General features: G+C 61.9%; 14 protein-coding genes and 1 pseudogene. 11 read left to right on the plus strand and 4 right to left on the minus strand.

Annotation, left to right across the window (positions count from 1 at the left end; translation table 11 throughout):
* Nucleotides 1-96 precede the first annotated feature (96 nt).
* On the minus strand, nt 97-1,518 hold the full coding sequence (locus PLU72_09005) for a tetratricopeptide repeat protein (GenBank protein HOT28315.1): 1,422 nt from the start codon (nt 1,516-1,518) through the stop codon (nt 97-99).
* Nucleotides 1,519-1,722: 204 nt separating this feature from the next.
* On the opposite strand from PLU72_09005, the gene PLU72_09010 reads away from it, so the two are divergent.
* The 8 genes from PLU72_09010 (at nt 1,723) to PLU72_09045 (ending at nt 13,669) form a co-directional block, all read left to right on the plus strand.
* The gene (locus tag PLU72_09010; GenBank protein HOT28316.1) at nt 1,723-2,802 is read left to right on the plus strand and encodes a PIN/TRAM domain-containing protein; all 1,080 of its coding nucleotides are present in this window, start codon (nt 1,723-1,725) and stop codon (nt 2,800-2,802) included.
* Nucleotides 2,803-2,871: 69 nt separating this feature from the next.
* Nucleotides 2,872-3,657: a HutP family protein gene (locus PLU72_09015; protein ID HOT28317.1), complete on the plus strand. Its 786-nt coding sequence runs from the start codon at nt 2,872-2,874 to the stop codon at nt 3,655-3,657.
* Between the two features lies 1 nt (nt 3,658).
* Complete coding sequence (gltX, locus tag PLU72_09020; GenBank protein ID HOT28318.1) at nt 3,659-5,083, plus strand: glutamate--tRNA ligase; 1,425 nt, start codon at nt 3,659-3,661, stop codon at nt 5,081-5,083.
* A 27-nt stretch (nt 5,084-5,110) separates the two neighbouring features.
* Nucleotides 5,111-7,585, plus strand: a complete 2,475-nt coding sequence (leuS, locus tag PLU72_09025) for a leucine--tRNA ligase (protein HOT28319.1) — start codon at nt 5,111-5,113, stop codon at nt 7,583-7,585.
* A 65-nt stretch (nt 7,586-7,650) separates the two neighbouring features.
* On the plus strand, nt 7,651-8,442 hold the full coding sequence (locus PLU72_09030; protein HOT28320.1) for a hypothetical protein: 792 nt from the start codon (nt 7,651-7,653) through the stop codon (nt 8,440-8,442).
* Entirely contained in the window at nt 8,439-9,014 is a 576-nt protein-coding gene (locus PLU72_09035) for a hypothetical protein (GenBank protein HOT28321.1), read from the plus strand. Before PLU72_09030 ends, PLU72_09035 begins: the two co-directional genes overlap by 4 nt.
* 3 nt (nt 9,015-9,017) lie before the next feature.
* Complete coding sequence (locus PLU72_09040) at nt 9,018-10,661, plus strand: hypothetical protein (protein HOT28322.1); 1,644 nt, start codon at nt 9,018-9,020, stop codon at nt 10,659-10,661.
* A 305-nt stretch (nt 10,662-10,966) separates the two neighbouring features.
* A complete protein-coding gene (locus PLU72_09045; GenBank protein HOT28323.1) occupies nt 10,967-13,669 on the plus strand; it encodes a cation-translocating P-type ATPase in 2,703 nt (900 codons plus the stop codon).
* 7 nt (nt 13,670-13,676) lie between these two features.
* On the opposite strand, the gene PLU72_09050 is transcribed toward PLU72_09045, so the two are convergent.
* Nucleotides 13,677-14,717: a sulfite exporter TauE/SafE family protein gene (locus PLU72_09050; protein HOT28324.1), complete on the minus strand. Its 1,041-nt coding sequence runs from the start codon at nt 14,715-14,717 to the stop codon at nt 13,677-13,679.
* 373 nt (nt 14,718-15,090) lie between these two features.
* Between PLU72_09050 and PLU72_09055 the strand changes: the two genes are divergently transcribed.
* Entirely contained in the window at nt 15,091-16,500 is a 1,410-nt protein-coding gene (locus tag PLU72_09055) for a hypothetical protein (protein ID HOT28325.1), read from the plus strand.
* A gap of 50 nt (nt 16,501-16,550) precedes the next feature.
* Nucleotides 16,551-16,693, plus strand: a pseudogene (locus PLU72_09060) (IS3 family transposase).
* A gap of 297 nt (nt 16,694-16,990) precedes the next feature.
* On the opposite strand, the gene PLU72_09065 reads toward PLU72_09060, so the two are convergent.
* Complete coding sequence (locus PLU72_09065; GenBank protein HOT28326.1) at nt 16,991-19,555, minus strand: cation-translocating P-type ATPase; 2,565 nt, start codon at nt 19,553-19,555, stop codon at nt 16,991-16,993.
* 486 nt (nt 19,556-20,041) lie between these two features.
* On the opposite strand from PLU72_09065, the gene PLU72_09070 reads away from it, so the two are divergent.
* Complete coding sequence (locus tag PLU72_09070; protein HOT28327.1) at nt 20,042-22,528, plus strand: hypothetical protein; 2,487 nt, start codon at nt 20,042-20,044, stop codon at nt 22,526-22,528.
* Nucleotides 22,529-22,531: 3 nt separating this feature from the next.
* Here the strand turns inward: PLU72_09070 and PLU72_09075 are convergent, their stop codons facing one another.
* Nucleotides 22,532-23,158: an MBL fold metallo-hydrolase gene (locus tag PLU72_09075; GenBank protein HOT28328.1), complete on the minus strand. Its 627-nt coding sequence runs from the start codon at nt 23,156-23,158 to the stop codon at nt 22,532-22,534.
* Nucleotides 23,159-23,249 lie beyond the last annotated feature (91 nt).

The following is a 23,249-nucleotide window of genomic DNA, read 5'->3' on the forward strand; positions in this document are numbered from 1 at the left end:
AGCCTCGCCTTCAGGACCGCAGCTGCAGGGCAGATGAAATCATCCTCGGCGGAGCCTCTGTGTCCTGTGTGCTGAAGGGGTTTTCCGAAAAACCGTTCAGGAGGCCGTTGGCGAATCGGACTTTGGAGGGGATTTTTTCCTGCGAGGGCGGATGTTGATCGCCTGTTCGATCGGTTTGTCGGAGAGGCCGATGACGGATTTCGTCTCGAACAGCACTTCCTGGCCGATCTCGAGTTTTTCCATGAGATCCTGTGACAGCGAGGCGAAGGGGAACATGATCTCGCGGTCTCCCATCGTCCTGATGATGCCCATGCGAAGATTCGCATCGTATCGGACGATCGTGCCCGGAAGGGTATCCGAATCGGGAGAGGCGCCGAGCCGTTCGACCTGCACGGCCACGGGGCCCATTTTGTCCTTCACGATGCCGAATCGCACCGCGTCGCCCTTGGCGAGAGTCTCCTGGTCTTCGGGGTGGAGGGCGGTGAAATGCAGCAGGACTTCGGCATACTCGGGGCAGGTCAGCACGCCCATTCCCGTATCGACGTTATACCATTTCACCGTGCCCTCGACGACGGCGTCGGGTTCGGGCTGGTAGATGATCTCCTCGACCGTGCGGCCGATCTCGGCCTGGACTTCCTTGATTTTCTCGATCAGGTGGGCGACTTCGGGCTGGTCGGGGTTCCGGTCGAGCGATGATTCGAGGGTCTGCACCGCCAGCGTCAGCAGGCGGCGCCGGTAGTAGACGAGGCCGAGAAACAGAAGCGCCGACGCATCCGTCGCGTCGATGCGCAGGGCTTCCAGCAGATGCTCTTCGGCCGCGTCGAGATCTTCCAGTTCGTACAGCACGCCGCCGAGGTCCCGGTGATAGGCGGACTTGAAGGGATACTGCTCGACGAGTTGCATGTAGACGTCCCGCGACTCCTCGAACCACTTCATCTTGGCGTACGTGTCGGCAAGCAGCTCGAGCGACCTGGCATTGCGCGGGTCGACCTCGAGCTGCTTCTTGAAGCCATCGGCGGCGTCGAGGTAATGCGTGTCGGCCTTTTCGTCGTCGCGCAGGCCGCGATAGAGGTCGCCGAGATACCAGTTGAACAAAGGACTTTTCGGGGCGATCTGCAGCCCCTGCTGGAACGCCTTCACAGCGTCGTCGTACCGCTTCGAGAGTTGATACGCAAGACCGATCGTTTCATAAAAATCCGGCTCGCGCGGATTCGCGCGGATGCACTCCTTCAGGATATCGATGCACTCCTGGTACCGCTCCTGGGTGAGGGCCTCCGTGGCGGCATCGAACCGCTTTTCGAGCTCGGCAAGGAATTCGCGGAGCTTCGCATCGTATTCCTCGCGTCGCACCGGGTCGAGCAGCAGATCGAGGGAATCCTTCAGTTCTTTCAGGCGGGGAATGTTGGAAAGGGGGCTGTCGGTCGTGAACAGTTCCGCGTATATGCGGTTATACGCCTTCTGGATCTCGTCCAGACTGGCGTAGTTCGGCACACCGAAGAGTTGATAATAGTTTTGCATGTGCGTCCCAGTATAGAGACGCAATATACCATACCGCCCGACGCAAGAGATATCATTTTGGCAACGCAAGCGAAAAAACGCCGGGCGGGCACGGCGAGCCCGGCGTGACGCGCAGAGCGGGACGTGTGCTGTCGGGCTCGCCTTCGTCGGAAATTTGCTTCGGAGGGTTCTTCGTGCTATCCTTCTCCGCCTTCGGAGCAAGAGATGATTTTTCAGCTTCTGCGATTTCTATTGGTCATCACGGGAACCGTCGCCGGGGTCGCGCTGGCGTACGGCGTCACGTCGCAGTACGAAAACTTTCTGGACACCGACTATCCCGAAGTCAAGCTCGCCGCCCTCCTCGGCTGCATCGGCTACCTGCTGATGTCGATGGCGGGCCGCGAACTCCAGGACTGGATCGAGCAGCGCATCGATAACAACAGCAGCTACGAGCTGACGTGGGGCGCGCTGGGCCTTCTGCTGGGCCTCATCGCCGCGAACCTCCTGTTCATCCCGGTGTATTTCATCATGTATCGCGGCATCGTGAACATCAATTTCGAGAACAAATACTTCAACTCGCTCGTCGCCCTGCTGTATCTCTCTATACCTCTTGGTATAAATCTTCTGTTCGGATATCTCGGCGTCAGAATCAGCCACCGGTACCGGGGGATGGAGCGGCGAAGCCGGACGTCCAGCCTCTCGGTGCCGCCGAAGCTCGTCGACACCAGCGCGATCATCGACGGGCGTTTCGTCGAGCTATTCAGGCTCGGATTCATCGAAGGGCAGCTGGTCATTCCGCGGTTCGTCGTGAACGAGATGCAGTTCCTCGCCGACGCCGTCGACCCGACCAAACGCAGCAAGGGCCGCCAGGCGCTGACCCTGCTCAGCAAGCTCCGCAAGGAGTTTCCCGACCAGGTCGTCGTCCCGGAACGGGACTTCCCGGAAGTGCAGGAAGTCGACGGCAAGCTCATCGAATACGCGAAAGCCGAGGGCGCGAGCCTGATCACGCTCGATTACAACCTCAAGCGCGTTGCGGAAATCAGCCAGATCCGTGTGCTCAATCTCAATGAACTGATGAACGCTCTCAAGCCGATCTTCATCAGCGGCGAGGAGATCGAGATTCAGATCTCGAAGGCGGGCAAGGAGCCCGGCCAGGGCGTCGGCTTCCTGTCCGACGGCACGATGATCGTCATCGAGGACGGCGGCGGCCAGATCGGCCAGAAGGTCTCCGCGACCGTCACGAACATCCTTCAGACCGCTGCGGGTCGCATGATCTTCGCCCGCATTCGACCGAAAAAATCATAACGGCATGACGGCGGCCATCAACCGGCAGAAGGTGCCGCGGCACGTCGTATTCCGAGGGAGGATAATCAAATGGGTATCCGGGTAAAGGACATCATGGATCCGAATCCGGTCACGGTGGCGTGCGGCGAGACGCTCTTCGGCCTTCGCGAGATCATGATCCTGCGACAGCCCGAGTGCGTGCTGGTTCTCAATCAGTATCGGAAAGTCGCCGGGCTGCTGACGCCGGCGCATCTTGCCACCGCGAACGACGCCGACGTCGACGACAAGGTCGACCGGTTCATGATCAAGAAGTTCAAGGTCGTCAACGCCAACGCCGAGGTGCGGGAAGCGGCGGCGCTGCTTTCGGCGAGCGAACTCGAGGCACTGCCCGTGCTCGACAACGCCGAGGAGCTCGTCGGGGTCGTCACGTATAAAGACATCGTGAAGGATCTGGTCGAGGACCGCTCGGAACAGAAGCTGACGCCCGAGAGCGCGGTTATCTACCTCGCGATGACGCGGGATCCCGAGCAGGAAGAATACTGGCTGCAGAAGGTCACCAGCGCCGGGTTCCGGGCCGCCATCACCCAGGTCGGCGCGACGGCCGAGAAGCTGCCGATCAAGCTGCGGGAAGCGACGATCGTCGCCGCGATCGCGCGCTCGGTCATCCGCGAGGATCCGCGCGAAAAGTTCGCCGTGAGTAACGCGGTGCGCGATATTTATAGTCAGTGCAATGTCATCAACCCCGGCCTCGGCGGCGGCTTCAAGGTCGCCATCGTCCGGGGCGAAGGCCGGATCGCGGTCGCCGCGTTCGGCCGGTGCGGCCACGCTCTTGCCAACGGCAACGAGCAGATTTTCATGGGGGGGAACATCGTCTGAAATGACCGTCAGAGTACGCTTCGCGCCTTCGCCCACCGGTTACCTGCACGTCGGGGGCGCCCGCACGGCCCTGTTCAACTGGTTGTTCGCAAAACGCCACGGCGGCAGCTTCATCCTGCGCATCGAGGACACCGATCTCGAACGGTCGACCGCCGAGTCGGAGGAGGGGTTGCTGCGCGATCTGCGCTGGCTGGGCCTGACCTGGGACGAAGGCCCCGGCATCGGCGGCCCGCACGCGCCGTACCGGCAGTCGGAGCGCACGAAGATCTACCAGGAATGGGCGCATCGCCTGGTCGAGAAAGGCGCGGCGTATCCCTGCTTCTGCAGGGAAGAAGAGCTCGAACAGAAGCGCCAGCAGGCCGAGGCGGAGCACCGCTCGCTCCATTACGACGGAACCTGTCGCCGGTTGTCCCCCGACGAGGCGAAACGCCGCGTCGAGGCGGGCGAGCCGCACTGCATCCGCGTCAGCGTGCCGGCGAAGGACTACGCCGTCGACGATCTCGTGCGCGGCCGGGTCGAGTGGAAGGCGGAGACGCTCGGGGATTTCATCATCCTGCGCTCGAACGGCATGCCGGTCTACAACTTCTGCGTCGTCGTCGACGATGCTGACATGGAAATCACGCACGTCATCCGCGCCGAAGAGCACCTCACGAACACGCACCGCCAGCTGATCCTTTACGAGGCGCTCGGGAAGCCGACGCCGAAGTTCGCTCACGTATCGCTGATTCTCGGCGCCGACAAGACCAAACTGTCGAAGCGGCACGGGGCGACGTCGGTCGGGCAGTATGAGGCCGACGGTTTTCTCCCCGAAGCGATGATCAACTTCCTGGCGTTGCTGGGCTGGGCCGAGGGAATAGATAAAGAAGTATATACAATCCAGGAGCTGATCGAGAAGTTCTCGCTCGAACGCATCAACCCGGCGCCGGCCGTGTTCGACCACACCAAGCTGGTCTGGATGAACGGCATGCACATCCGCCTGCTTCCCCCTGAAAAGCTCGCTGAGATGATCGCGAAGCCGATGCGCGCCGCATTTCCCGACGATCCGCGGATGAACGACGCCGCGTTTCTGAAAAACCTCGCGTTGACGGTCCAGCCGGCGCTGGCGGTCATTCCCGACGTCGTGAACGTCGCGAAGCCCTTCCTGCAGGCCGGCGAACCCGCCGACGACGAGGCGAAGGCGGCCCTGGCCGCCCCCGAGGTTCCGGTCCTCATGGCCGCTCTCGCCGAAGAGTTCAAGACCTGCGGGTGGGAGAAGGACCCGATCAATGCTGCGATCAAGGCGGCGGGCAAGAAGGCGGGAGCGAAGGGAAAGGGACTGTTCATGCCGCTTCGCGTCAAACTGACCGGCACCTGCCACGGCCCCGATCTCATCAACGTGCTCAACCTCCTGGGCCGCGACGAAGTCGTCAGGCGCCTGACTTTATAACATTTACTATTCAACGGAGCGACCGACATGGCAGAACGATACGAATTCACCGCAGTGCAGGAAAAGTGGCACAGGATCTGGGCCGACAAGCGGATCTACCGGACGGCCGAAGACCGCTCGAAGCCGAAATTCTACTGCCTCGACTTTTTCCCGTATCCCTCCGGGAACGGCCTGTCGGTCGGTCACCTGCGCAACTACGTTCCGACCGACGTCATCTCGCGCATGAAGCGGATGCAGGGCTTCAACGTCCTGCACCCCATGGGCTGGGACGCGTTCGGCCTACCGGCAGAGAACTTCGCGATCAAGATGGGCGTCCATCCCACCGAGACGACCGCGAAGAATGCCGCGAACTACCGGCGCCAGCTCAGTCTCGTCGAGTGTTCCTACGACTGGGATCGCGAGATCAATTCGACCGATCCGGGCTACTACAAGTGGACCCAGTGGTTCTTCCTGATGCTGCACAAGCGGGGCCTGGCCTACCAGGCGACCGGCGCGCAGTGGTGGTGCCCGAGCTGTCAGACGATCCTCGCCAACGAGCAGGTCGAGCAGGGCTGCTGCTGGCGGTGCGACTCGCAGGTCGAGAAGAAAGACCTGAAACAGTGGTTCTTCAAGATCACCGCCTACGCCGACCGGCTGATCGACGATCTCAAGACCGTCGACTGGCCCGACCACATCAAGAAGATGCAGGAAAACTGGATCGGCCGCCGGACCGGCACGGAAGTGACCTTCAAAGGCGTTCACCCGACGACCGGCGAGACGTTTGACATCCCGATCTTCACCACGCGCGTCGACACGATCTTCGGCGTCACGTTCATGACGCTGGCCCCCGAGCATCCGCTCGTCGAGAAGCTGACCCACCCCGACCGGAAAGCAGCCGTGGAGGAATACGTCGCAGAGTCTCGCCGCAAGAGCGAGATCGACCGTCTCTCGACCGAGAAGGAAAAAACGGGCACGGCGCTCGGCAGCTTCGCGATCAATCCGTTCAACGGAGAGAAGGTGCCGATCTATATCGGCGACTACGTTCTCGTCAGCTACGGCACGGGCGCCGTCATGGCCGTTCCGGCGCACGATGAGCGTGACTTTGCATTTGCGAAGAAATATGGCATCCCGGTTCGCGAGGTCATCACGCCCGCCGGCAAGGCGCAGGGAAATCTTTCGGCCGCCTATACCGAATACGGCATCCTGATCGATTCGGGCGAGTTCTCGGGCCTGACCTCCGAGCAGTCGATGGAGCGCATGGCCGCCTGGCTCGAAGGCAAAAAGCTCGGCCAGAAGCGCGTGAACTACAAATTTCGCGACTGGCTGATCAGCCGCCAGCGATACTGGGGCGCACCGATTCCGGTCGTGCACTGCGACAGCTGCGGCACGGTGCCGGTTCCCGACAACCAGCTTCCGGTGCTGCTTCCCCCGATCAAGGAGTTCAAGCCCGGCCAGGACGGGAAATCGCCGCTCGCCGGCATTTCCGACTGGGTCAACACGACCTGTCCGACATGCGGAAAGCCCGCACGGCGCGAGACCGACACGATGGACGGCTTTGCCTGCTCCTCGTGGTATTTCCTGCGGTTCATCGACCCGAAGCTCGATTCGGCCCCGTTCGACAAGGAAAAGGCCGCCTACTGGCTGCCGGTCGACCTGTATGTCGGCGGCGCCGAGCATGCCGTCATGCACCTCCTGTATGCCCGGTTCTGGACGAAAGTCATGCAGGACGAAGGGCTGATCCCCTTCGGCGAGCCGTTCGCGATGCTGCGCAACCAGGGCATGATGCTGGCCCCCGACGGCCAGAAGATGAGCAAGTCGAAGAACAACGTCATCACCCCCGACGAAATGGTCGAGAGATACGGCGCCGACACGCTTCGTGCGTTCATCCTGTTCCTGGGCTGCTTCGAACTCGAGGTCGCCTGGTCGGACGAAGGCATCAAGGGCATGTACCGCTTCGTGAACCGCGTCTACGATCTCGTCCAGGAGTATCCGGGAGACAAGGGCGGCGATGCCGAAGGCGAGAAGGCGATCGAGCTGAAGCGGTGGATCCACAAGTCTATCAAGGGCATCACGAACGATATCCAGACCTTCAGCTTCAACACGGCCGTCGCGAAGCTGATGGAGTTTGTGAACGCGCTTTCCGACTACGCGCGCAACACCCCGCTCGCCGGCACGAAGCTCTGGGGCGAGGCCATCGACACCCTGCTCCTGCTGCTGGCTCCGATCACTCCGTATCTCGCGGAAGAGCTGTGGGAGCGCACCGGCCGAGGTCCGCGCGGGCTGGTTCATCAGCAGGCCTGGCCGAAGTGGGACGAATCGGCCCTTGCCGAGGATTCCGTGAACCTGCCGGTGCAGGTCAACGGTAAACTGCGCGATCAGGTTCGCGTCGCGATCGGCCTTTCCGACGACCAGGTTCGGGAAGAATGCCTCAAGAGCGAGAAGGTGCAGAAGTTCCTCGAGGGCAAGACGATCGTGAAATTCATTCACGTCCCGAAGCGGATGGCCAGCTTCGTGGTAAAATAACAGAACGTATGCGAAGCCCCGGCAGAGAATGGCCGGGGCTTCGTCACGTGATGGAAAGGTGTGTCATGGTGCCTGAAGAACGCCGGCGCAAAGAGATCGCGGATGAAATTGCCGCGGCGCTGGACCGTGCCGTCGCCATGGCGTTTCTCGTGACCGCGGGGCTCGTCGCGGCCGGTCATCTGAGCCTCTCCGGTGAAGGAGCGTCCTGGGGGCTCGTCGTTCGCGAACCGGCTCTCGTGTCGAGAGTCGCGGCCATCACCGCCTGGGACCTGGGCAGTTCGTTTCTCGCGCTTCGATGGTGGCGAAAACCTCTCTGGAACAGCGAGGCCGGCGAAGCCCTGCTGACGCTGATCGCCAGCCTCATTCTCTGGCGTGTGCTGTTCGGCGTCGGAATCAACCTGGTCGATGCCGCCTTCCCCGCCCTCCTGCCGGCCTGGGCGATCGCGTATGCGCCCCCTCTGAATGCCGATCTCGCCGGCTCCGGCGTCGGTCTGGCCGGTCTCTGGCTCTTCATCGGCGTTCTCGCGGCGGCGAAAGAGACGATCGCCCGCGGACTTTTCCGGCTCGACGAACGGGCAGATTCTCCGCTTTGCTGCCTGTTCGCATGGCATCACCGAAAAGACGCCGTGTTCTCTCTTCTGGGGTGCCTCGGGGCCACAGCCACGGCGATGAACGTTTCTCCCCGGGCAGCCGGGATGTTCGTCGCCTCCATCAAGTTGCTGCTGCTGGGATCCGCTGCTCTCGCCATTTTTCGCCGGTGTTCGCTGCGACTTCTGGCCGGTCGAGAAGTCGGAACCACATCCTGTGAAATGCGTGATAGAATGAACGCCAAAGGGGAGGATGAGGAACGCGGATGAATGACGTATCGGGATTTCTCGAGTTGCGCGCCATCGGCTACTTTTTCGGGCATCTGGGCAAGGTGTTCGTCGGAACAGGCGTTCTCGAGGCCTTCGTCTGGCTTGCCATTGCCATGCTCGCCGGCTTGGCCGTCGCGATCATCGTGCTGTTGAGCATTCCCAGAATTCTCGAAGATTATGTGAAGATCTACAACTGGTATGTGAATTCTGACTTTTACGTCATTTTCGAAGAGAAAATCGAGGTCCGGCTCGTCTTCAAACTGGCGTTCCTCCCGGTCTACCTCGTGGTCTCCCTCTTTTTTCTCACCGTGAATCTCATGGTGAGAACCGCCTATCATCTCGTCGCGCGCCTGAACCTGCTGCGCTGCGTGAACTGCCATGCCAGGATCGAATGGGCCGAGGGAACGGTCACCTGCGACGTCTGCGGCGATCACATCGTCGGAGCTCCGACGAAGACGTGCCCCGGCTGTAATGCGAAACCCAACGCCGTGCGCTGTCCCTACTGCGGCTTTCTCGTGTTCATCGACCTGATCGGGCAGGCCCCGACGGGCCGGGCCGGGCGGAAGAGCTGAACCATGGTCATCCGGTCGCGAAACCGCCTCTATTATTTCGACAGACATATATCAGACGCTTTTTTGCGGCTGACGGTCGTCTTTCTCGCCCTTTTCACCGCCGTTTCTGCCTGGCTGATGCTTCTGCGCACGGATTCGTTCATCGACGCCGTGTTCTGGCCGCGCCTGCAGGATGAGATTGCGGATCTCGCCGGGAAGGAAGTGAGCAAGCTCGGCATGTCCGAACAATCGCTGCTCACACGGGTCATGCACGAGATGGAAAAGGACGGGGCCGGCATCACGAAGTTTCCCGAGTATGCCGAACGACTGTCGCCGAACAACCAGGCAATCGAGCTCATCCGCCTTCGCCTGACGATCCTCCGGTTGATGGTCCGCTCCATCGGATTCGTGTTTCTGGCATTTTTTATCGTCCTCTTCATCCTTCTGAGAGTCATCTATGGCGGCGCCGAACGGCGCTGGAAAATATTCCACTGGATATACGGCCAGTTCAACAAGGACGGAGCGTCGCGTCAGCCGTACGGCCTGGTTCGCTCGCTGACGCCGTTTCAGCGAAAGATGTTCGAGATCGCCTTTGCGTTATCGAAGGGCAATCCCGACGGAAGCCTGGAGTTCGACATCGGGAAGGTCGCCGCCCTCCTGTGGCCGGGCGAGGACGCTCTTACGGACCGCCGCAGAGGCATGATCGCCATCGCCTTCACGGAGCTGTGCGACGAGTTTTTCTACTTCCAGATTTCCGGCCCGCGCGGCATGGCGATCCGCACCTATTGTCCCCTGATTCCTTTCGAGGACCAGGTGAAAAAGGAATGGGTGCGCGACTCCGCGGGACGCGAAATCGAGGCGTTCACCGCCGGGCGTTTCCGATTTTCACCGCCTCTCTATGAAGAGCATCTCAGGAACCGCTATCCGAAACTGCCGCACCCCGTTGCCTACGCGCTCGACGATCGCCGGCATCCCTTCGCGTTCCGGGCCTATCTGACGCTTTGGGAATTGCTGGTGGAACGAAACAGGATCGATCTCGCGGCGGCCGGCCCCGATGCGACGGGAGTCTCGAGCGCCGTCGAGCTGTCGCTGATAGGGCTGATCGAAAAGGCTTGTCTCGAGATGAGCGCCGGGCATGATGACGCGCTTCTCGAGCAGATCCACCAGGATCTCGGCAAACTCAAGGAACTCGGCTTCATCCGCGGCTGGACGATCGAGGAGAACGGGGACCCCGTCCATCCCTCCTGGTACAAGTCCTCGAGCCTGTTCGTCTACGATGCGGCATCGAACACCTACCACATGAATTCCGGCCTCATCACCCGCAAGATCTATCGGTTCGACATGGCCTCCTGGACGGATCTCGAAAAGATCCATATCGTGCGCCGGCGCTGCGCCTTCGTCGACAATCTGAACACCCCCTGTTCGAGGCAGGCCATGGCCGGAAGCCCCTATTGCAAGCGTCATGCGAAAGCGCTCGACTTCGAAACTCCGAAGCTGTTCTACGAGAAGGTGAAGGCATTGACGGCACCGGATGAGTCCGATCCTTCCGTTCAGGACGCGGCCGCAACGACTCGGCGTTACTCGGCTGAGGATCTCGAAGCAACGCCTGCCGTCATCATTCCGCCGCCGCCCCCCGCCGATCCGGAGCCGCCGAAGAATACAGCGTGACCTCCGACAAGCGACGTTCCTCTCCGAAACTTCGAGCCGGCGGTACGGAAACCGGCGGCCCGTTGTCCCCGGACGTTTCCGCAGCACCGGTTCCGCCGCGGATATTCCCAACTCCCGAAGAGCTCGGGGGCCTCCGGGAAGAGGAAATCGAGTCTCAACGGGGCAGGTTCGGATCAAACCTGCTTTCACCACCTCCACGACCGCCCTGGTGGACGGGGTGGCTCAGACAGTTCGACGATCCGATCATTCGCATCCTTCTCGTAACAGCCGCTGCAACGGCTCTCATCGGGATATCCGACGGCAGTATGCTCGAAAGCGCCGTCATCGGTCTCATCATCCTCCTTGCGACGCTGATCGGCTTCATCAGCGAGGAACGTGCCGAGCGTGAATTCAGCCTGCTTATCTCGGCCCGCGAATGCGTTCCGGTGCGCGTCGTCCGCGGCGGAGCGATGATCTCCATCGCCCGTTCGGAGGTCGTCGTCGATGACATCGTCTGGCTGGAAGCGGGAGATGAAGTGCCGGCAGACGGCATTCTCCTGAACGGGCAGGCCGTTGAAGTCGACGAATCCATGATAACGGGCGACCGGCCTTCCATCTCGAAAGTTCCGTACGACCCGCATTCCATCGCCATGACTGGTGCCAGGCTTTCACGTTCCGATCGGCTTCTGCGAGGTTCCACCGTCACCCATGGCCGCGGGGTGATGAGGGTCACCTCGGTCGGCGACGCCACGAAGCTGGGGCAGGCAGGTGCGGCAGCCGTGGCCGAGCGCGAGGAACCGTCTCCGCTCAGGTTGCAGCTCGACGGCATCGCCCGCGCCATCGCTTTCTTCGGCGTCACCATATCCGCACTCGTTTTCACGGTTCTCGTCGCAGGCCGTATCGCGGGCGGGAATGTCTCGTTCACTCCGGCTCAGGCATGGGCACATGCCAGTCTCGGGTTTGGTATAGTGGCAATGATATTTCCATTCTGGCTGCCCGCGGCGCTGGACGTTCTGGGCATTCTCGGGTTTGAAGTCACGGGCAGAGATCTCTTCGTCGAATCTCCCTGGCGCCTCGGTCTTCGCTGGGGCGGCATCTGCGTCGGCGCGGGGCTGTTCCTGGGGAGCGCCGCTGGCATCCTGCCCCTCGTTCCGGCGGCGTGGGGAAGCCGGCCGCTCGAGGCGGCCCTGCTGCAGGATTTTCTCCAGACCCTCGCCCTGATCGTCGTGGCGGTCCCCGACGGGCTCAGCATGAGCATCACGCTGTGCCTCGCCTGGGGCATGCGCCGGCTGCTCGCGGGCCGAACCCTCGTGCGCCGGCTTCATGCCTGCGAGACGATCGGGGCCGTGACCGTCATCTGCACGGGCGATTCCGGGGCGATGCTCGACCCGCGGCTCACCGTTGGAAGCGTCATCCAGGGCTGCTCGCTCCAATCCCGGGAAACGGTTCCACACTCGCTTCTTGCGGAAGCCATGGCCGTGAACGCGACCGCGCATCTTGCGCGACGGCGTGAGGATCCGCCCGTCACGATCGGCGATCCGCTCGAGGGCGCGCTCCTGTTCTGGCTGCGCGATCGAGGCATTTCCTACATGAGCCACCGGAGCAACTTCGAACTTCATCGACAATGGCCGGCCGGCCCGGACGCATGGTTCATGGCGACTCTGGGGCATCCTGCGGACAAGAATTCGCCGAATGCCTGGCGCCTGCACGTGAAAGCCCAGGGTGACATGCTGCTGAAGCGATGCCGAAGCGCCCTCGTCGATGGAAATATCGTTTCCCTCGAGGCGGGCTCGCCGTTTCGCCTCTCTCTGGAAACCCATCTGGAGCGTCTTTCCCCGGTCGGCAGGACGATCGGTTTTGCCATGCGCGAAGGAGCGGGAGCGCATCCTGACGATCCATCGGCGGATCTGACGTGGCTGGGAGCGGTGGTGATAACCGGATCCATCTCGCCGGAAACAGCCGCCGCCTTCGATCAATGCCGCCGGGCCGGGATCCGAGTGACCCTGGTGTCGTCCGCAGGGCCGGAAAACGCGGCCCGGGTCGCACGCGAAGCTGGACTTCGCATGGCAGACGCCGATCCCGGCAGCATCCTGACGGGAGAGGAGATGCACAGGCTCGACGGCATGCATGCCGCACACGCCGCCGGCAGACTCGCCGTTCTTGCCCGTGCAGACGTTTCGGACCGAACGAAATTGATCGACCTCCTCAGGCAAAGGGGTGAAGTCGTCGCCGCCGTCGGCGATCATGACGCGGATGCCGCCAGTCTTCGGAGGGCGGATATCGGCCTTGTCATGGGAAACGGCGCCTCCGAACGAATACGCTCCGCCGGCGATCTCATCCTGCCCGACGAGGGGCTTCCCGCGCTTCTGACCGCCGTGAAGTGGGGCCGTGCGCTCTTTCTCAACATTCAGCGGTTCCTCGTGTTCCAGCTCTCCGTCAACCTGATGGCCCTCGGGATCAATCTGCTGGGTCCCCTCATCGGAGTCCGCCTTCCGCTGACGATTCTTCAGATGCTCTGGGTAAATATCATTATGGATATATTTGCAGCCCTGGCTCTCGCGACCGAGCCTCCGCATGCCGGCATCCTCGACGCCCCGCCCCGAAGAAGCCGCGATTTCATCGTGACCGGGGCAATGGTCCAGGCGATCCTGACGACGTCCGCGTTGTCCATGTCCGTCTTTTTGCTGGTGCTGCGCCACTGGCAGAGACCGGACGGAAGCATCGACGCCCGCCGCCTGACGTGGTTTTTCTGCCTGTTCGTGCTGGTCCAGCTCTGGAACCTCGTCAACGCCCGCGGCTTCGGCGCCCGCCGGCCGCCCTGGCTGGGGCTGGGCGAAAACCGGTGGTTCGGCGCGATGCTTCTCGCCATTCTCCTGGCCCAGGGGGCCATCGTCCAGTGGGGTGGTGCCCTGTTCAGGACCGTTCCGCTCTCCCTTACGGAATGGGCCGCCCTGATCGCAGGAACATCCCCGCTCCTCGTCGTCGGCCGCGCGCTCGGTTATCCCGGCCACCTTCGCCGAACGGACTGAAGCCGGCTTATCCTCCCTCCGGGAGGTCGGCACATCGCTTTTTCAAGAGCCGCATGCAGGTCAGCGCGACGGTTACGAACAGGAGACTGAAGCAGACGGCAGTCCGGTCGAATGGTACCAGCAGGAGGGTTGAGACGAATTCGATGCCGATCAGGGCGAGCAGGAACCGGACGACGTTTTCCCGTGCCTGCCCCGAGCAGAACGCGGCCCCCAGAGGCGCTCCGAATGCCACGATCGGAGCCGCGCACAGCCACATCGGCAGCACGTCGGGAGCGAGGGTTCCCGACAGCAGCCTGAACAGAAAGCCGATCGTCGAGACCGACGCCATCAGAATGACGGTCGTCCGGGTTCCGACTCGCTCGTCGACGTCGTAGCGCAGACAGAGCACGACGAAGAGAAGAACGTCGGCGCCGCTACCGACGAGCGACGAGATCAGGCCGCCCAGGGCTCCCGTCAGAAAAAAACCGAACAAGCGGCGGCCTGGCGGTATATCTATATTATTTTGTATATTTCTCTTCCGCCGGTTGGCGTTCCAGAGAAAATATCCGAAGCACAGGGTGAAGAGGGTGAAGATGATTTTCGGATACGGGGGAGGCACCTGCGGAGCCAGCCAGAGAAAGCCTGGAATAAGCGTCGTCGCGGCGCCGGCGAGCGCCCAGCCGAATACGTGCGGAAGCCAGGCGTAGCCGCTTCGAATGATGATGAGGCCGCCGCAGGTCATCCCGACGGACTGGATGGCGAGAGCGAAATCGCGCGCCGTATCGGACGGAATATGCAGCAGCTTTGTGAAGACGGGAAAGGCGACCGCGCCGCCACCCTCCGCGGTTGCCCCCGAGACAAACGAGCCCAGCGTCATGGTCAGCGATACGGGCCAGTATGTACGAAACAGCGCCATGCTGCCCGTTCCCCACATGAACAGACTCCAGACGACCAAAACGAGCCAGGATATGGCAAACCTGCGACTGAAGACGTTCGTGAGAAGCTGGCCACGCGTGTCCGGCGTTCGGGGTTTCTCGGAAACAGGCCCGGCACGAAGAAAGGATTTCATGTCGGCATTGTGCCTGAGAGCAACAAGATCGTCAACATCTCCTTCTCGCACACATGCCACGACAATCACCCGTGCACTCTATTCCGTTCGTGCTGAACCTGGCGAAGCACGAGAGGCATCGCCTTTCGACAGGCTCAGGGCGAGCGGGTATATCATGTCGGATAGATGCAACATATTTCACTCGTGATAGTCGCAGCCTGCCTGATCATTTCGAGCGACCGGCCCGGCAAGGGTTTCATTTTGACGTTCTTCTTGCCAAAAGCATCTGAAGTAGAGTATATGAACCAGCCGACCTGTTCGGCTTCATTTTTCCGGGTGGTGCAGATCGTACCGCCCTGTTCGCTGGCCCTATTTGCTTCAAGAGTCGACAAACATGCAACGCTCATTTTTCCTTGTCATGCTCCTCGGCATCATCTGTGCCGTTGCCCCGGCCTGGGGCCAGAACGCCCCGACGTCCGAGATCGAGGCGCTACAGGCCGAGAACGCGCACCTGCGCGATCGCGTCGACGCCCTCGAGAAGGCCCTCGCCGAGATCAACGACAAGCTGTCCGCCCGACCCGTCGCGGCCGGTCCGATCGAAGCGGCCGCCTTGACGACTTCGGCGGCCCCCGCAAAGCCGGCGGCACCGGCCAAACCGGCCATCACCTCCAAATACAATGTCGACCTGTATGGGTATCTCAAGCTCGACATGGCCTGGGACCGGGCCCGTTCCGACACCGGCAACTTCGCCCGCTGGACGCTTTCCGAGAGTGCGGTGGCGCCGAACGACCGCCAGTTCAGCCAGACCATCAACCAGACCCGCTTCGGCTTCAATTTCAAGGGCCCCGAAGCCGGCAAGGCCAAGGTCAGCGGCCAGTATGAGGTCGATCTCTACGGCGGCGGCGCAGAGAACAGCGCCATGATCCGCACCCGGCACGCATTCTTCCAGGTCGACTGGCCGGAGGACGTCAGCCTCCTGATGGGCCAGACCTGGGATCTCATCGGGCCCCTGAACCCCAATACGCTCAACTATACTGTCGCCTGGCAGGCCGGCAACATCGGCTTCCGCCACCCTCAACTGCGGCTCAGCAAGGGCATCAAGGCCGGCGACGGCAAGGTGCTCGTCCAGGTCGCGGCCTCCCGCAAGGTCGGCGACGCCACCGCGTTCAGCAGTTCGCCCGACACCGGCGCCGACTCCGGCTCGCCGGCGTTCCAGGGGCGCATCGGGTACACCTTCCCGACCAGCAAGGTGCAGAAGGGCTCCATCGGCGTCTGGGGCCACTCGGGCAACGACGAGTATGACTACAATGCCGCCGGCGACAACGTCTCGGTCAAGAGCAGTTCCAAGGGTGTCGACTTGAACATCGCTCTCGACAAGCGCTTTGCCTTCAAGGGCGAAGTGTGGGAGGGGAGGAACCTCGACGAATACCAGGGCGGCATCGGAAACGGCGTCATCGTCACCAGCGCCTCGGGCACCTACTTCAACAACGCCGCGTTCGGCGGCAGGTTCTTCAACGCCCAAGCTCTCAAGAGCAAGGGCGGCTGGTTCGAACTCAACGTCGGTCCCTTCCAGCAGTGGCGCTATAACCTCGGCATGAGCGTCGACAATCCCGATGACGAGCTTCTGCCCAACGCCAATGCCTCCAGCCGCACCAAGAACCGCACCCGCTGGATCAACGCCCTCTGCGACCTCAACGAGGCCGTTCAGATGGGTCTCGAATACATGCGCATCGAGACGGCATACAAGGGCCGGCTGGACGGCGACGACACCCGCCTCCAGAGCAGCTTCATCTACAAGTTCTGACCGTTCGCGGTCGAACGGAATCCCCGCCGGGAATCGCCCGGCGGTTTTTCTTCAACAGCGACCAGTGACGTCGATTCACTTCACATTCGGTTACATCCGTTCTGAAAGAGCATGGATCAAGATCAGGATGGATGGCAAGGGACGGTGGGTGGACAACGTTTTCGTCGAACGTGTCAAATACGAGGAGGTTTACTACTACTCGTCTCATATGTTAGGCAACAGCTATCACGAGTAAAATATAATTCCTCCAGACCGACAAGGCACAGCCGTTCGCCCTGAGCCTGTCGAAGGGCGAGTGCATTCGTGCTTCGACAAGCTCAGCACGAACGGTATCGAGGATGTGGGTGATTGTCGTGTTCCTTGTGAGACGAGTCGTATATTCAGATCAACCTTTGAAATGGATACGGCACGACTCACACTGGTTATGTCGACAACTATTTTTTGAATGCTGTCCAGACATCCCGGACCGCCTCTCTTGGAAAAAGAAATTTCAGGAAGGCGTCGCGGCGCGGCTTTGGTGGAAGAACAGTTTGATCAGCTCGCTCAGGACGATCGCGAGACAACCGGCTCCGAAAGCGACGGCGAGGTCCGCGAGATGCAGCGAGCCGAACTTGAACAGGTTCTTCAGGAACGGCAGGGACAGGCAGAGAACGAGGGCGACGCCGGTTCCGCCTATGACCCACCAGAGGGCCTTGTTCGGCCGGCCAAGCGCGGAGATGAAGTTTCTCTGCAGACATCGGTTGCTCAGGATGAGCCCGAAATTGCCCATAAGAAGCGTTATAAAACATGCGGCCCGGGCCTCGTCGACGGACCGGCTGACGCCCGACACCACCACGTAGGCGATCAGCGAGAGGATCAGGATGCCGGCGCCCTGCAGGATGCTGTGGATCACGGTGCTCCGGTCGAACAGCGGCTCGTTCTCGGTGCGCGGGGGGCGGCTCATGATGTCAGGTTCCTCGGCTTCGGCTTCGAACACGACGGAACATGCCGGATCGATAAATAGTTCAAGAAATACGACGTGGACCGGCAGCAGAAGGAGCGGCCACTTCAGAAGAACGGGAAGCAGAGAGAGCCCCGCGATCGGTATGTGGACGGCGACGATGAAGGACATCGCCTTGCGCAGATTGTCGAAAATCCGTCGGCCGAGTTTGACCGCCTGGACGATCGAGGTGAAGTTGTCGTCGAGCAGCACCAGCGACGCAGCCTCGCGGGCCACATCGGTGCCGCGGCCGCCCATGGCGACGCCGATGTGGGCGGCCTTCAGGGCGGGGGCGTCGTTCACCCCGTCGCCGGTCATCGCGACCACGTCTCCGTTCGCCTTGAGGGCCTGGACGAGCCGAAGTTTCTGCTCGGGAACGGCCCGCGCAAAAATCGAGACGTTTTTGATGCGGCTCTGGAGGGTCGCGTCGTCCATCGTATCGAGCTCGGGACCGGAAATTACGTCCTCGGGGTTGGCGAGCCCGATCTGGCGCGCGATGCTGCGCGCGGTTCCTGGATAATCCCCCGTGATCATGATGACGCGGACGCCGGCCGTGAGACACTCGGCGACGGCGGCGGGCACTTCGGGACGGACCGGGTCGGCGAGGCCGAGCAGACCGAGGAACTCGAACGTCAGGTCATGCTGGCCGTCCGGAAGTTCTTTTTCGGAAAACGCTCCCCGCGCAACGCCGATGACGCGCAGTCCCTGGTCGGCCAACGCGTTGATCTGCGTCCGAAGGGTATCCAGGTCGCTCTTCGGAAGGTGGCAAAGGTCGGCGATCGCTTCGGGAGCGCCTTTGGCGGCGAGAATCAGCGAGTCGCCGGAAGGCGAGCGCCAGACGCGCGACATGGCGAGAAGTTGCTCCGAAAGCGGGTATTCACGGATCAGTGTCCAGTCGCGATGCAGGTGCTCGGTTCTGCCGAGCGTCGTTCTCCCAAGCTCGCACATCGCCTTTTCCATCGGGTCGAACGGATCGACGGGGCTGGCCAGGATGCTGAACTCGACGAGTTCGTGAAACGCATCGGGAAGCGAGTCTGCCCCGTGCTCGACGATGTGGATCGCGCTGTCCGTCGAGAGGTGCGTGACGCTCATTCTGTTCTGCGTAAGCGTCCCCGTCTTGTCGGTGCAGAGGACCGTCGCGGAGCCCAGCGTTTCGACGGCCGGCACGCGTCTCGTCAGGACGTTCCGATGCGACATGCGCCATGCGCCGAGGGCGAGAAAAATCGTAAGAACGACGGGAAACTCTTCGGGAAGCGTCGCCATGGCGAGGGTGAGACCGGCCAGGAAGCCCTGGATCCAGTTTCCCTGGGTGAAACCATGCACGACGACGACGACGACGCAGGAAACCGCGCCGACGATGCCGAAGTTCCGAACGATGCGGCCCGTTTCCCGCTGCAGACGCGTCTGCTCGGGTTCGAGGCTCTGCAGAGCCTTGCCGATCTTTCCCATCGAGGTGCGAACGCCGGTGTGAACGATGCGGGCGATGCCCTGCCCCTTCACGACCATCGACCCCGAAAAGACGAAGGGCGTGTCGTCGCCGCCGGGTTGTCCCATCTCCGTCGCTGGTGCGTCCGCCCGCTTTCTTACCGGAACGGATTCGCCGGTGAGAAGCGACTCGTCGGTCGTGAGGCTCACGGAGTGGAGAATGATGCCGTCGGCCGGGACGCGGTCGCCTTCGGACAACAGGACGATATCGCCTTGCACGACGTCTCGGCCGGCGATGCGCTCCTGGACCCCGCCTCGAATGACCAGAGCGCGGGGGCTCGAGAGATTTCGCAGGGCCTCGAGGGCGTTTTCCGTGCGCTGTTCCTGGTAGAAGGTGATGCCCATGATGACGAACACGAAGCCCAGAAGCATCAGGGCTTCTTCGATATCGCCGAGAATCAGGTAGAGAGCGCCGCAGAAGATCAGCAGCAGGAACATCGGCTCGCGGACGACCTCCGCCGCGATGTCGAACAGACCGCGTTTTTTCGCCAGCGGGAGTTCGTTCGGCCCCCAGCGTTTGAGCGATTCAAGAACCTCGCCGGAGGAAAGACCCTGGATGTTCGCTGGATCGAAAGGGGGCGGCACGTTCATGGCACAGGTCTCCCGTCGTGGAATGTTCAGCTGAACCGCTGGGGCCGGTCACGGCGTCCTGTGGATGAACCACGGGAGTATTGTGCATGAACAAAATATTATAGTCAATAGTATAACATTGCCGTTTTCATTCCCGTCGGCGCAGTCATGCGTGACGGATGGCATCGCATGTCGGGCGCATCGCGATGCGCGCCTACGGGCAGAATACGACGGCAGGACGTGTGTTCAAATCTTTCCTGCGCCAGAATGATTCCCTGTGGCAGGGGCGGTTTGCGAACCGCCCATTGCGAACGTGATCTGGAGGATTGTTGATTCCAGCGCGACAGAAAGACAAGTGCGTGTTTCCGTTCGTGCTGAACCCGTCGAAGCACGAGAGTATCTCGTCCTTCGACGAACTGCAGGACGCAATAGTTCCGGATTCGTTGCCGAAGCGGTGCGGTCGACATATAATGCAGACAACCAGCCATCATGCGAAGGAAACGAGAGATGAGCGCACGAACGAACAGGATGAAGGTGACAACGCTTCTGCTGGGGATTCTGCTGTCCATGGTCGGTCTTTCGATCGCTTCACCGGCAACCGCGGCCGGACAGCCGGAGGGCCTTGCTGCCGCCGAAGCCGCTTTTCTCAAACAACGGACGGTCGTACCCCGGGACCTGTACAGGCTCGCCCACGAGGCGTTCACCGAGGGCAGAATCGATGAAGCAAGGTTGTATGCGCTGCGCATTTTTTTCGACGGATTCCGGAGCAACAACCTGCTCGACCTGCTCGGCGGCATCGAGATCAAGGCCGGTCAGCCCCTGCTGGCGGGCGAATGGCTCAGGAAATCGCTCTGCCTGAATCAGGACGATCCCACGGCCCGCAAGCTCCTCGCACGCCTGCCCCCGACGCCGCGGGCGATCCCCGTCGACCCGGCGGCGCTCCAGGAACACTTCGCGCAGATCACCTCCAGACTGCCGCAGCTGCTGTCGCGCCTGAAAACGAAGAAGCTGCACTACGACAGCGTTCTCGACGAGATTGCCCGGGGCCAGTTTTACAAGGCTCTCGCCCTCGCGGAAGAGTATGAGAAGCGGCATCCCGGCGTCGACGGAACTGCACTGACGGCGCTGTGCGCGCTGTATCTGGGCCGCACGAAAGACGCGATTCAGCTGTATGAGCAGGGCCTGGCAAAGGTTCCCTGCCACCCGCTTCTTCTCTTCATCAAGGCGATGGTCTCCGACACGAACCCCGAAACGTCGGCAACGTCGCGGCCCCGGGCCTTGTATGACCTCGACCGCTGGAAGGAGGCGGAAAAGGCCGCAGACCAGCTGACGCAGGGGTTCCCAAAATCGGCCGAGGGTCTGCTGGTGCGGGCGCGCATCGCGCTCGACCGCATGCAGCCGAGAAACGCCCAGGTGTTTCTCGACCGCGCCGCTCAGCGCGATCCCGACCATCCGATGCTCGATCTGCTTCGCCTCGATCTCGCGCTGATGACCGGCGAGCCCGAAAAGGGCGGCGACATTCTGAAACGCGCGTTCCGGCGCGGCTACAATTTTCCGTCGGTCAATCTGAAGGCGGGCTTACTCGCCGCCGCGAACGCGCGGCCCGACGAGTCGAAAACGATCATGGACGATGCGGCGAACAGCCTGCCCTTTCTCGACCGCGACGCCTGGTTTTTGTATGTCCAGCTCGCCATCATCACCAACAGAGTCCAGGACGCCCGCCGCGCGCTCGATATCTGGGCCGCGCGCCTGCCCCGCCGCAGTCTGGCCTGCTACATGGAGGCGCTATACTGTTTCAAAGTCAGCGACGTCGACAAGGGGCTCGAGTGGTTGAAAAAGGGCTTCGCCATGAACCCTGATCACGTCACCGTTCTCAACGCCCTCACGTCGATCCCGGCGCTGAGCCGCGATCCCGTTCTCGCCCAGCAGATCATGACCCGGCTGTCGGCGGCGGAGCAGGCGGCCCAGGAAAATCCCGCCCTGCCGCAACCCGATCTGCCGGAAGCTGAGGACGGGAAGCCCACCCCCCTCCCGCCCGACCCGACGCAGGAACCATCTCCGGAGGAGAACTCGGCCGCCGGGCAGACGTCGGTCGATCCCTCTCCCGCTCCCTCTCCAGCGATCGCTTCGCCTTCGAACCCGCCCACCCCCGCCCAGCCTGTGGCAGCGGTGATGCCGGATTTTCCGATGACTGGTCCTGCGGCGAACTCCGCGAGGTTCACGATCAAATCCGCGGCCGGCACGGCTCCCAGTCTTCCGGGCATCATGCTGCAGACTCTCGAGATGACGATGAATCGTCTCGAATCGCGCCTCGGGCCGTTGAAAGCTCCCCTCGCGGTCCACCTGGTGCCCGTCTCGGCGATGGGGTCGAGCATCGCCCGCTTTTTCCCGGACAAAAACACCCTCGTCATTTCGGCTTTGTATACCGACCTGGGCGCGGTTCGAAGCTGGATAGCCACCGAATACCCGACCGCCGACGAGGAAAATACGATGATCCTTTCGCAGGCTCTGCCCGGCTTTGAACTCGCGCGGGAGCTTTCCCGGGCCCTTCTGTTCGGCAGGGCTCCGAAGGCATTCGCGCCGGAAAACCGCGCCATCTGGCTTCAGGCCGGCATTTCGGAGATCCTCGGCGGAAGCGACGACGTCACGAAGTTCCTGCTCCAGACGGTGCAGGCGAGAATCGCCAGCGACGAGGCGCAGCTTGTCCAGCTGGACAAGGTCGACGATCTGCTCGGCGACGCGTCGGCGTCGATCGCCGCCCGAGACACGGCGCGTGCCCAGGCGTATCTGACGGCCGCGTTTCTCGTGAAGAAAAAAACGGATTTCACCCAGGGTATCGCCGCCGTCCTTGCGCTTCTCGAAAAACTGGGAAACGGCGTTCCGCTAGCGACGGCCCTGCAGGAGATTTTCCAGATGTCGCGCGACCAGTTCGAGTCGGGCTGGAAGGAGTCGGCGTTCTGGAGTCTGCGTCAGGGCGTCCCATATGAATGGTGAACGCTATGGAACGGCGAGAAACGCCTCGTAACTCGCCGCCGCCAGGGCGGGGTTGAGTTTTTTCTCCTCGCCGAGCGTCCGGCTCGGCGCCGGGCCGTAATCGTGGCCCGGGCAGACGACGAGGCCGTCGGGAAGTCGTTTGATCCGCTCCAGACTTTTGTACAGCGCCCGTGCGTCGCCGCCCTCGAGGTCGGTTCGGCCGCAGTTGCCGACGAACAGGGTGTCGCCGGTGATCAGCCAACGGTCGTCCACGATCAGGCAGATGCCCCCCGGTGCATGGCCGGGCGTGTGGATGATGTCGACGGTTCCTTTACCGCCCCAGTCCAGCGATGCGCCGTCGGCCGCATACGCATCCAGACGTATATCGCCATGAATATATCGTTCAGACTCTTTGTGCGCGATCACTTTCGCGCCCGTCCTGGCTTTCACGGCTGCGGCGGCGTTGATGTGGTCGAAATGGTGATGCGTCAAGACGATGCACGACAGATCGAGCCTGCGGGCTTTCACCGCGGTCGCAATCTTTTCTGCGTCGAATGCCGGATCGATGACGATCCCTCTTCCGCCGTCCTCGTCGCCGATCAGATAACAGAAATTCCCCATGGGCCCCACCCGGACCGTTTCGAGAAACATCTCCCGCTCCTCCTTCGCCCTCGCCGCTTCCGAAGCGTTTGCGGTATCGTAGCATAAAAATCCCCGCCCGGCAGTGCCGGGCGGGAGAGAA

The organism is Candidatus Ozemobacteraceae bacterium (genome assembly GCA_035373905.1).
Lineage (GTDB): Bacteria > Muiribacteriota > Ozemobacteria > Ozemobacterales > Ozemobacteraceae > MWAR01.

What these genes read in the sequence shown, in the direction of transcription:
- PLU72_09005 (HOT28315.1), bottom strand. Translation starts at nt 1,518, where the DNA reads ATGCAAAACTATTATCAACTCTTCGGTGTGCCGAACTACGCCAGTCTG.
- PLU72_09010 (HOT28316.1), top strand. Translation starts at nt 1,723, where the DNA reads ATGATTTTTCAGCTTCTGCGATTTCTATTGGTCATCACGGGAACCGTC.
- PLU72_09015 (HOT28317.1), top strand. Translation starts at nt 2,872, where the DNA reads ATGGGTATCCGGGTAAAGGACATCATGGATCCGAATCCGGTCACGGTG.
- gltX (HOT28318.1), top strand. Translation starts at nt 3,659, where the DNA reads ATGACCGTCAGAGTACGCTTCGCGCCTTCGCCCACCGGTTACCTGCAC.
- leuS (HOT28319.1), top strand. Translation starts at nt 5,111, where the DNA reads ATGGCAGAACGATACGAATTCACCGCAGTGCAGGAAAAGTGGCACAGG.
- PLU72_09030 (HOT28320.1), top strand. Translation starts at nt 7,651, where the DNA reads ATGGTGCCTGAAGAACGCCGGCGCAAAGAGATCGCGGATGAAATTGCC.
- PLU72_09035 (HOT28321.1), top strand. Translation starts at nt 8,439, where the DNA reads ATGAATGACGTATCGGGATTTCTCGAGTTGCGCGCCATCGGCTACTTT.
- PLU72_09040 (HOT28322.1), top strand. Translation starts at nt 9,018, where the DNA reads ATGGTCATCCGGTCGCGAAACCGCCTCTATTATTTCGACAGACATATA.
- PLU72_09045 (HOT28323.1), top strand. Translation starts at nt 10,967, where the DNA reads ATGCTCGAAAGCGCCGTCATCGGTCTCATCATCCTCCTTGCGACGCTG.
- PLU72_09050 (HOT28324.1), bottom strand. Translation starts at nt 14,717, where the DNA reads ATGAAATCCTTTCTTCGTGCCGGGCCTGTTTCCGAGAAACCCCGAACG.
- PLU72_09055 (HOT28325.1), top strand. Translation starts at nt 15,091, where the DNA reads ATGCAACGCTCATTTTTCCTTGTCATGCTCCTCGGCATCATCTGTGCC.
- PLU72_09065 (HOT28326.1), bottom strand. Translation starts at nt 19,555, where the DNA reads ATGAACGTGCCGCCCCCTTTCGATCCAGCGAACATCCAGGGTCTTTCC.
- PLU72_09070 (HOT28327.1), top strand. Translation starts at nt 20,042, where the DNA reads ATGAGCGCACGAACGAACAGGATGAAGGTGACAACGCTTCTGCTGGGG.
- PLU72_09075 (HOT28328.1), bottom strand. Translation starts at nt 23,158, where the DNA reads ATGTTTCTCGAAACGGTCCGGGTGGGGCCCATGGGGAATTTCTGTTAT.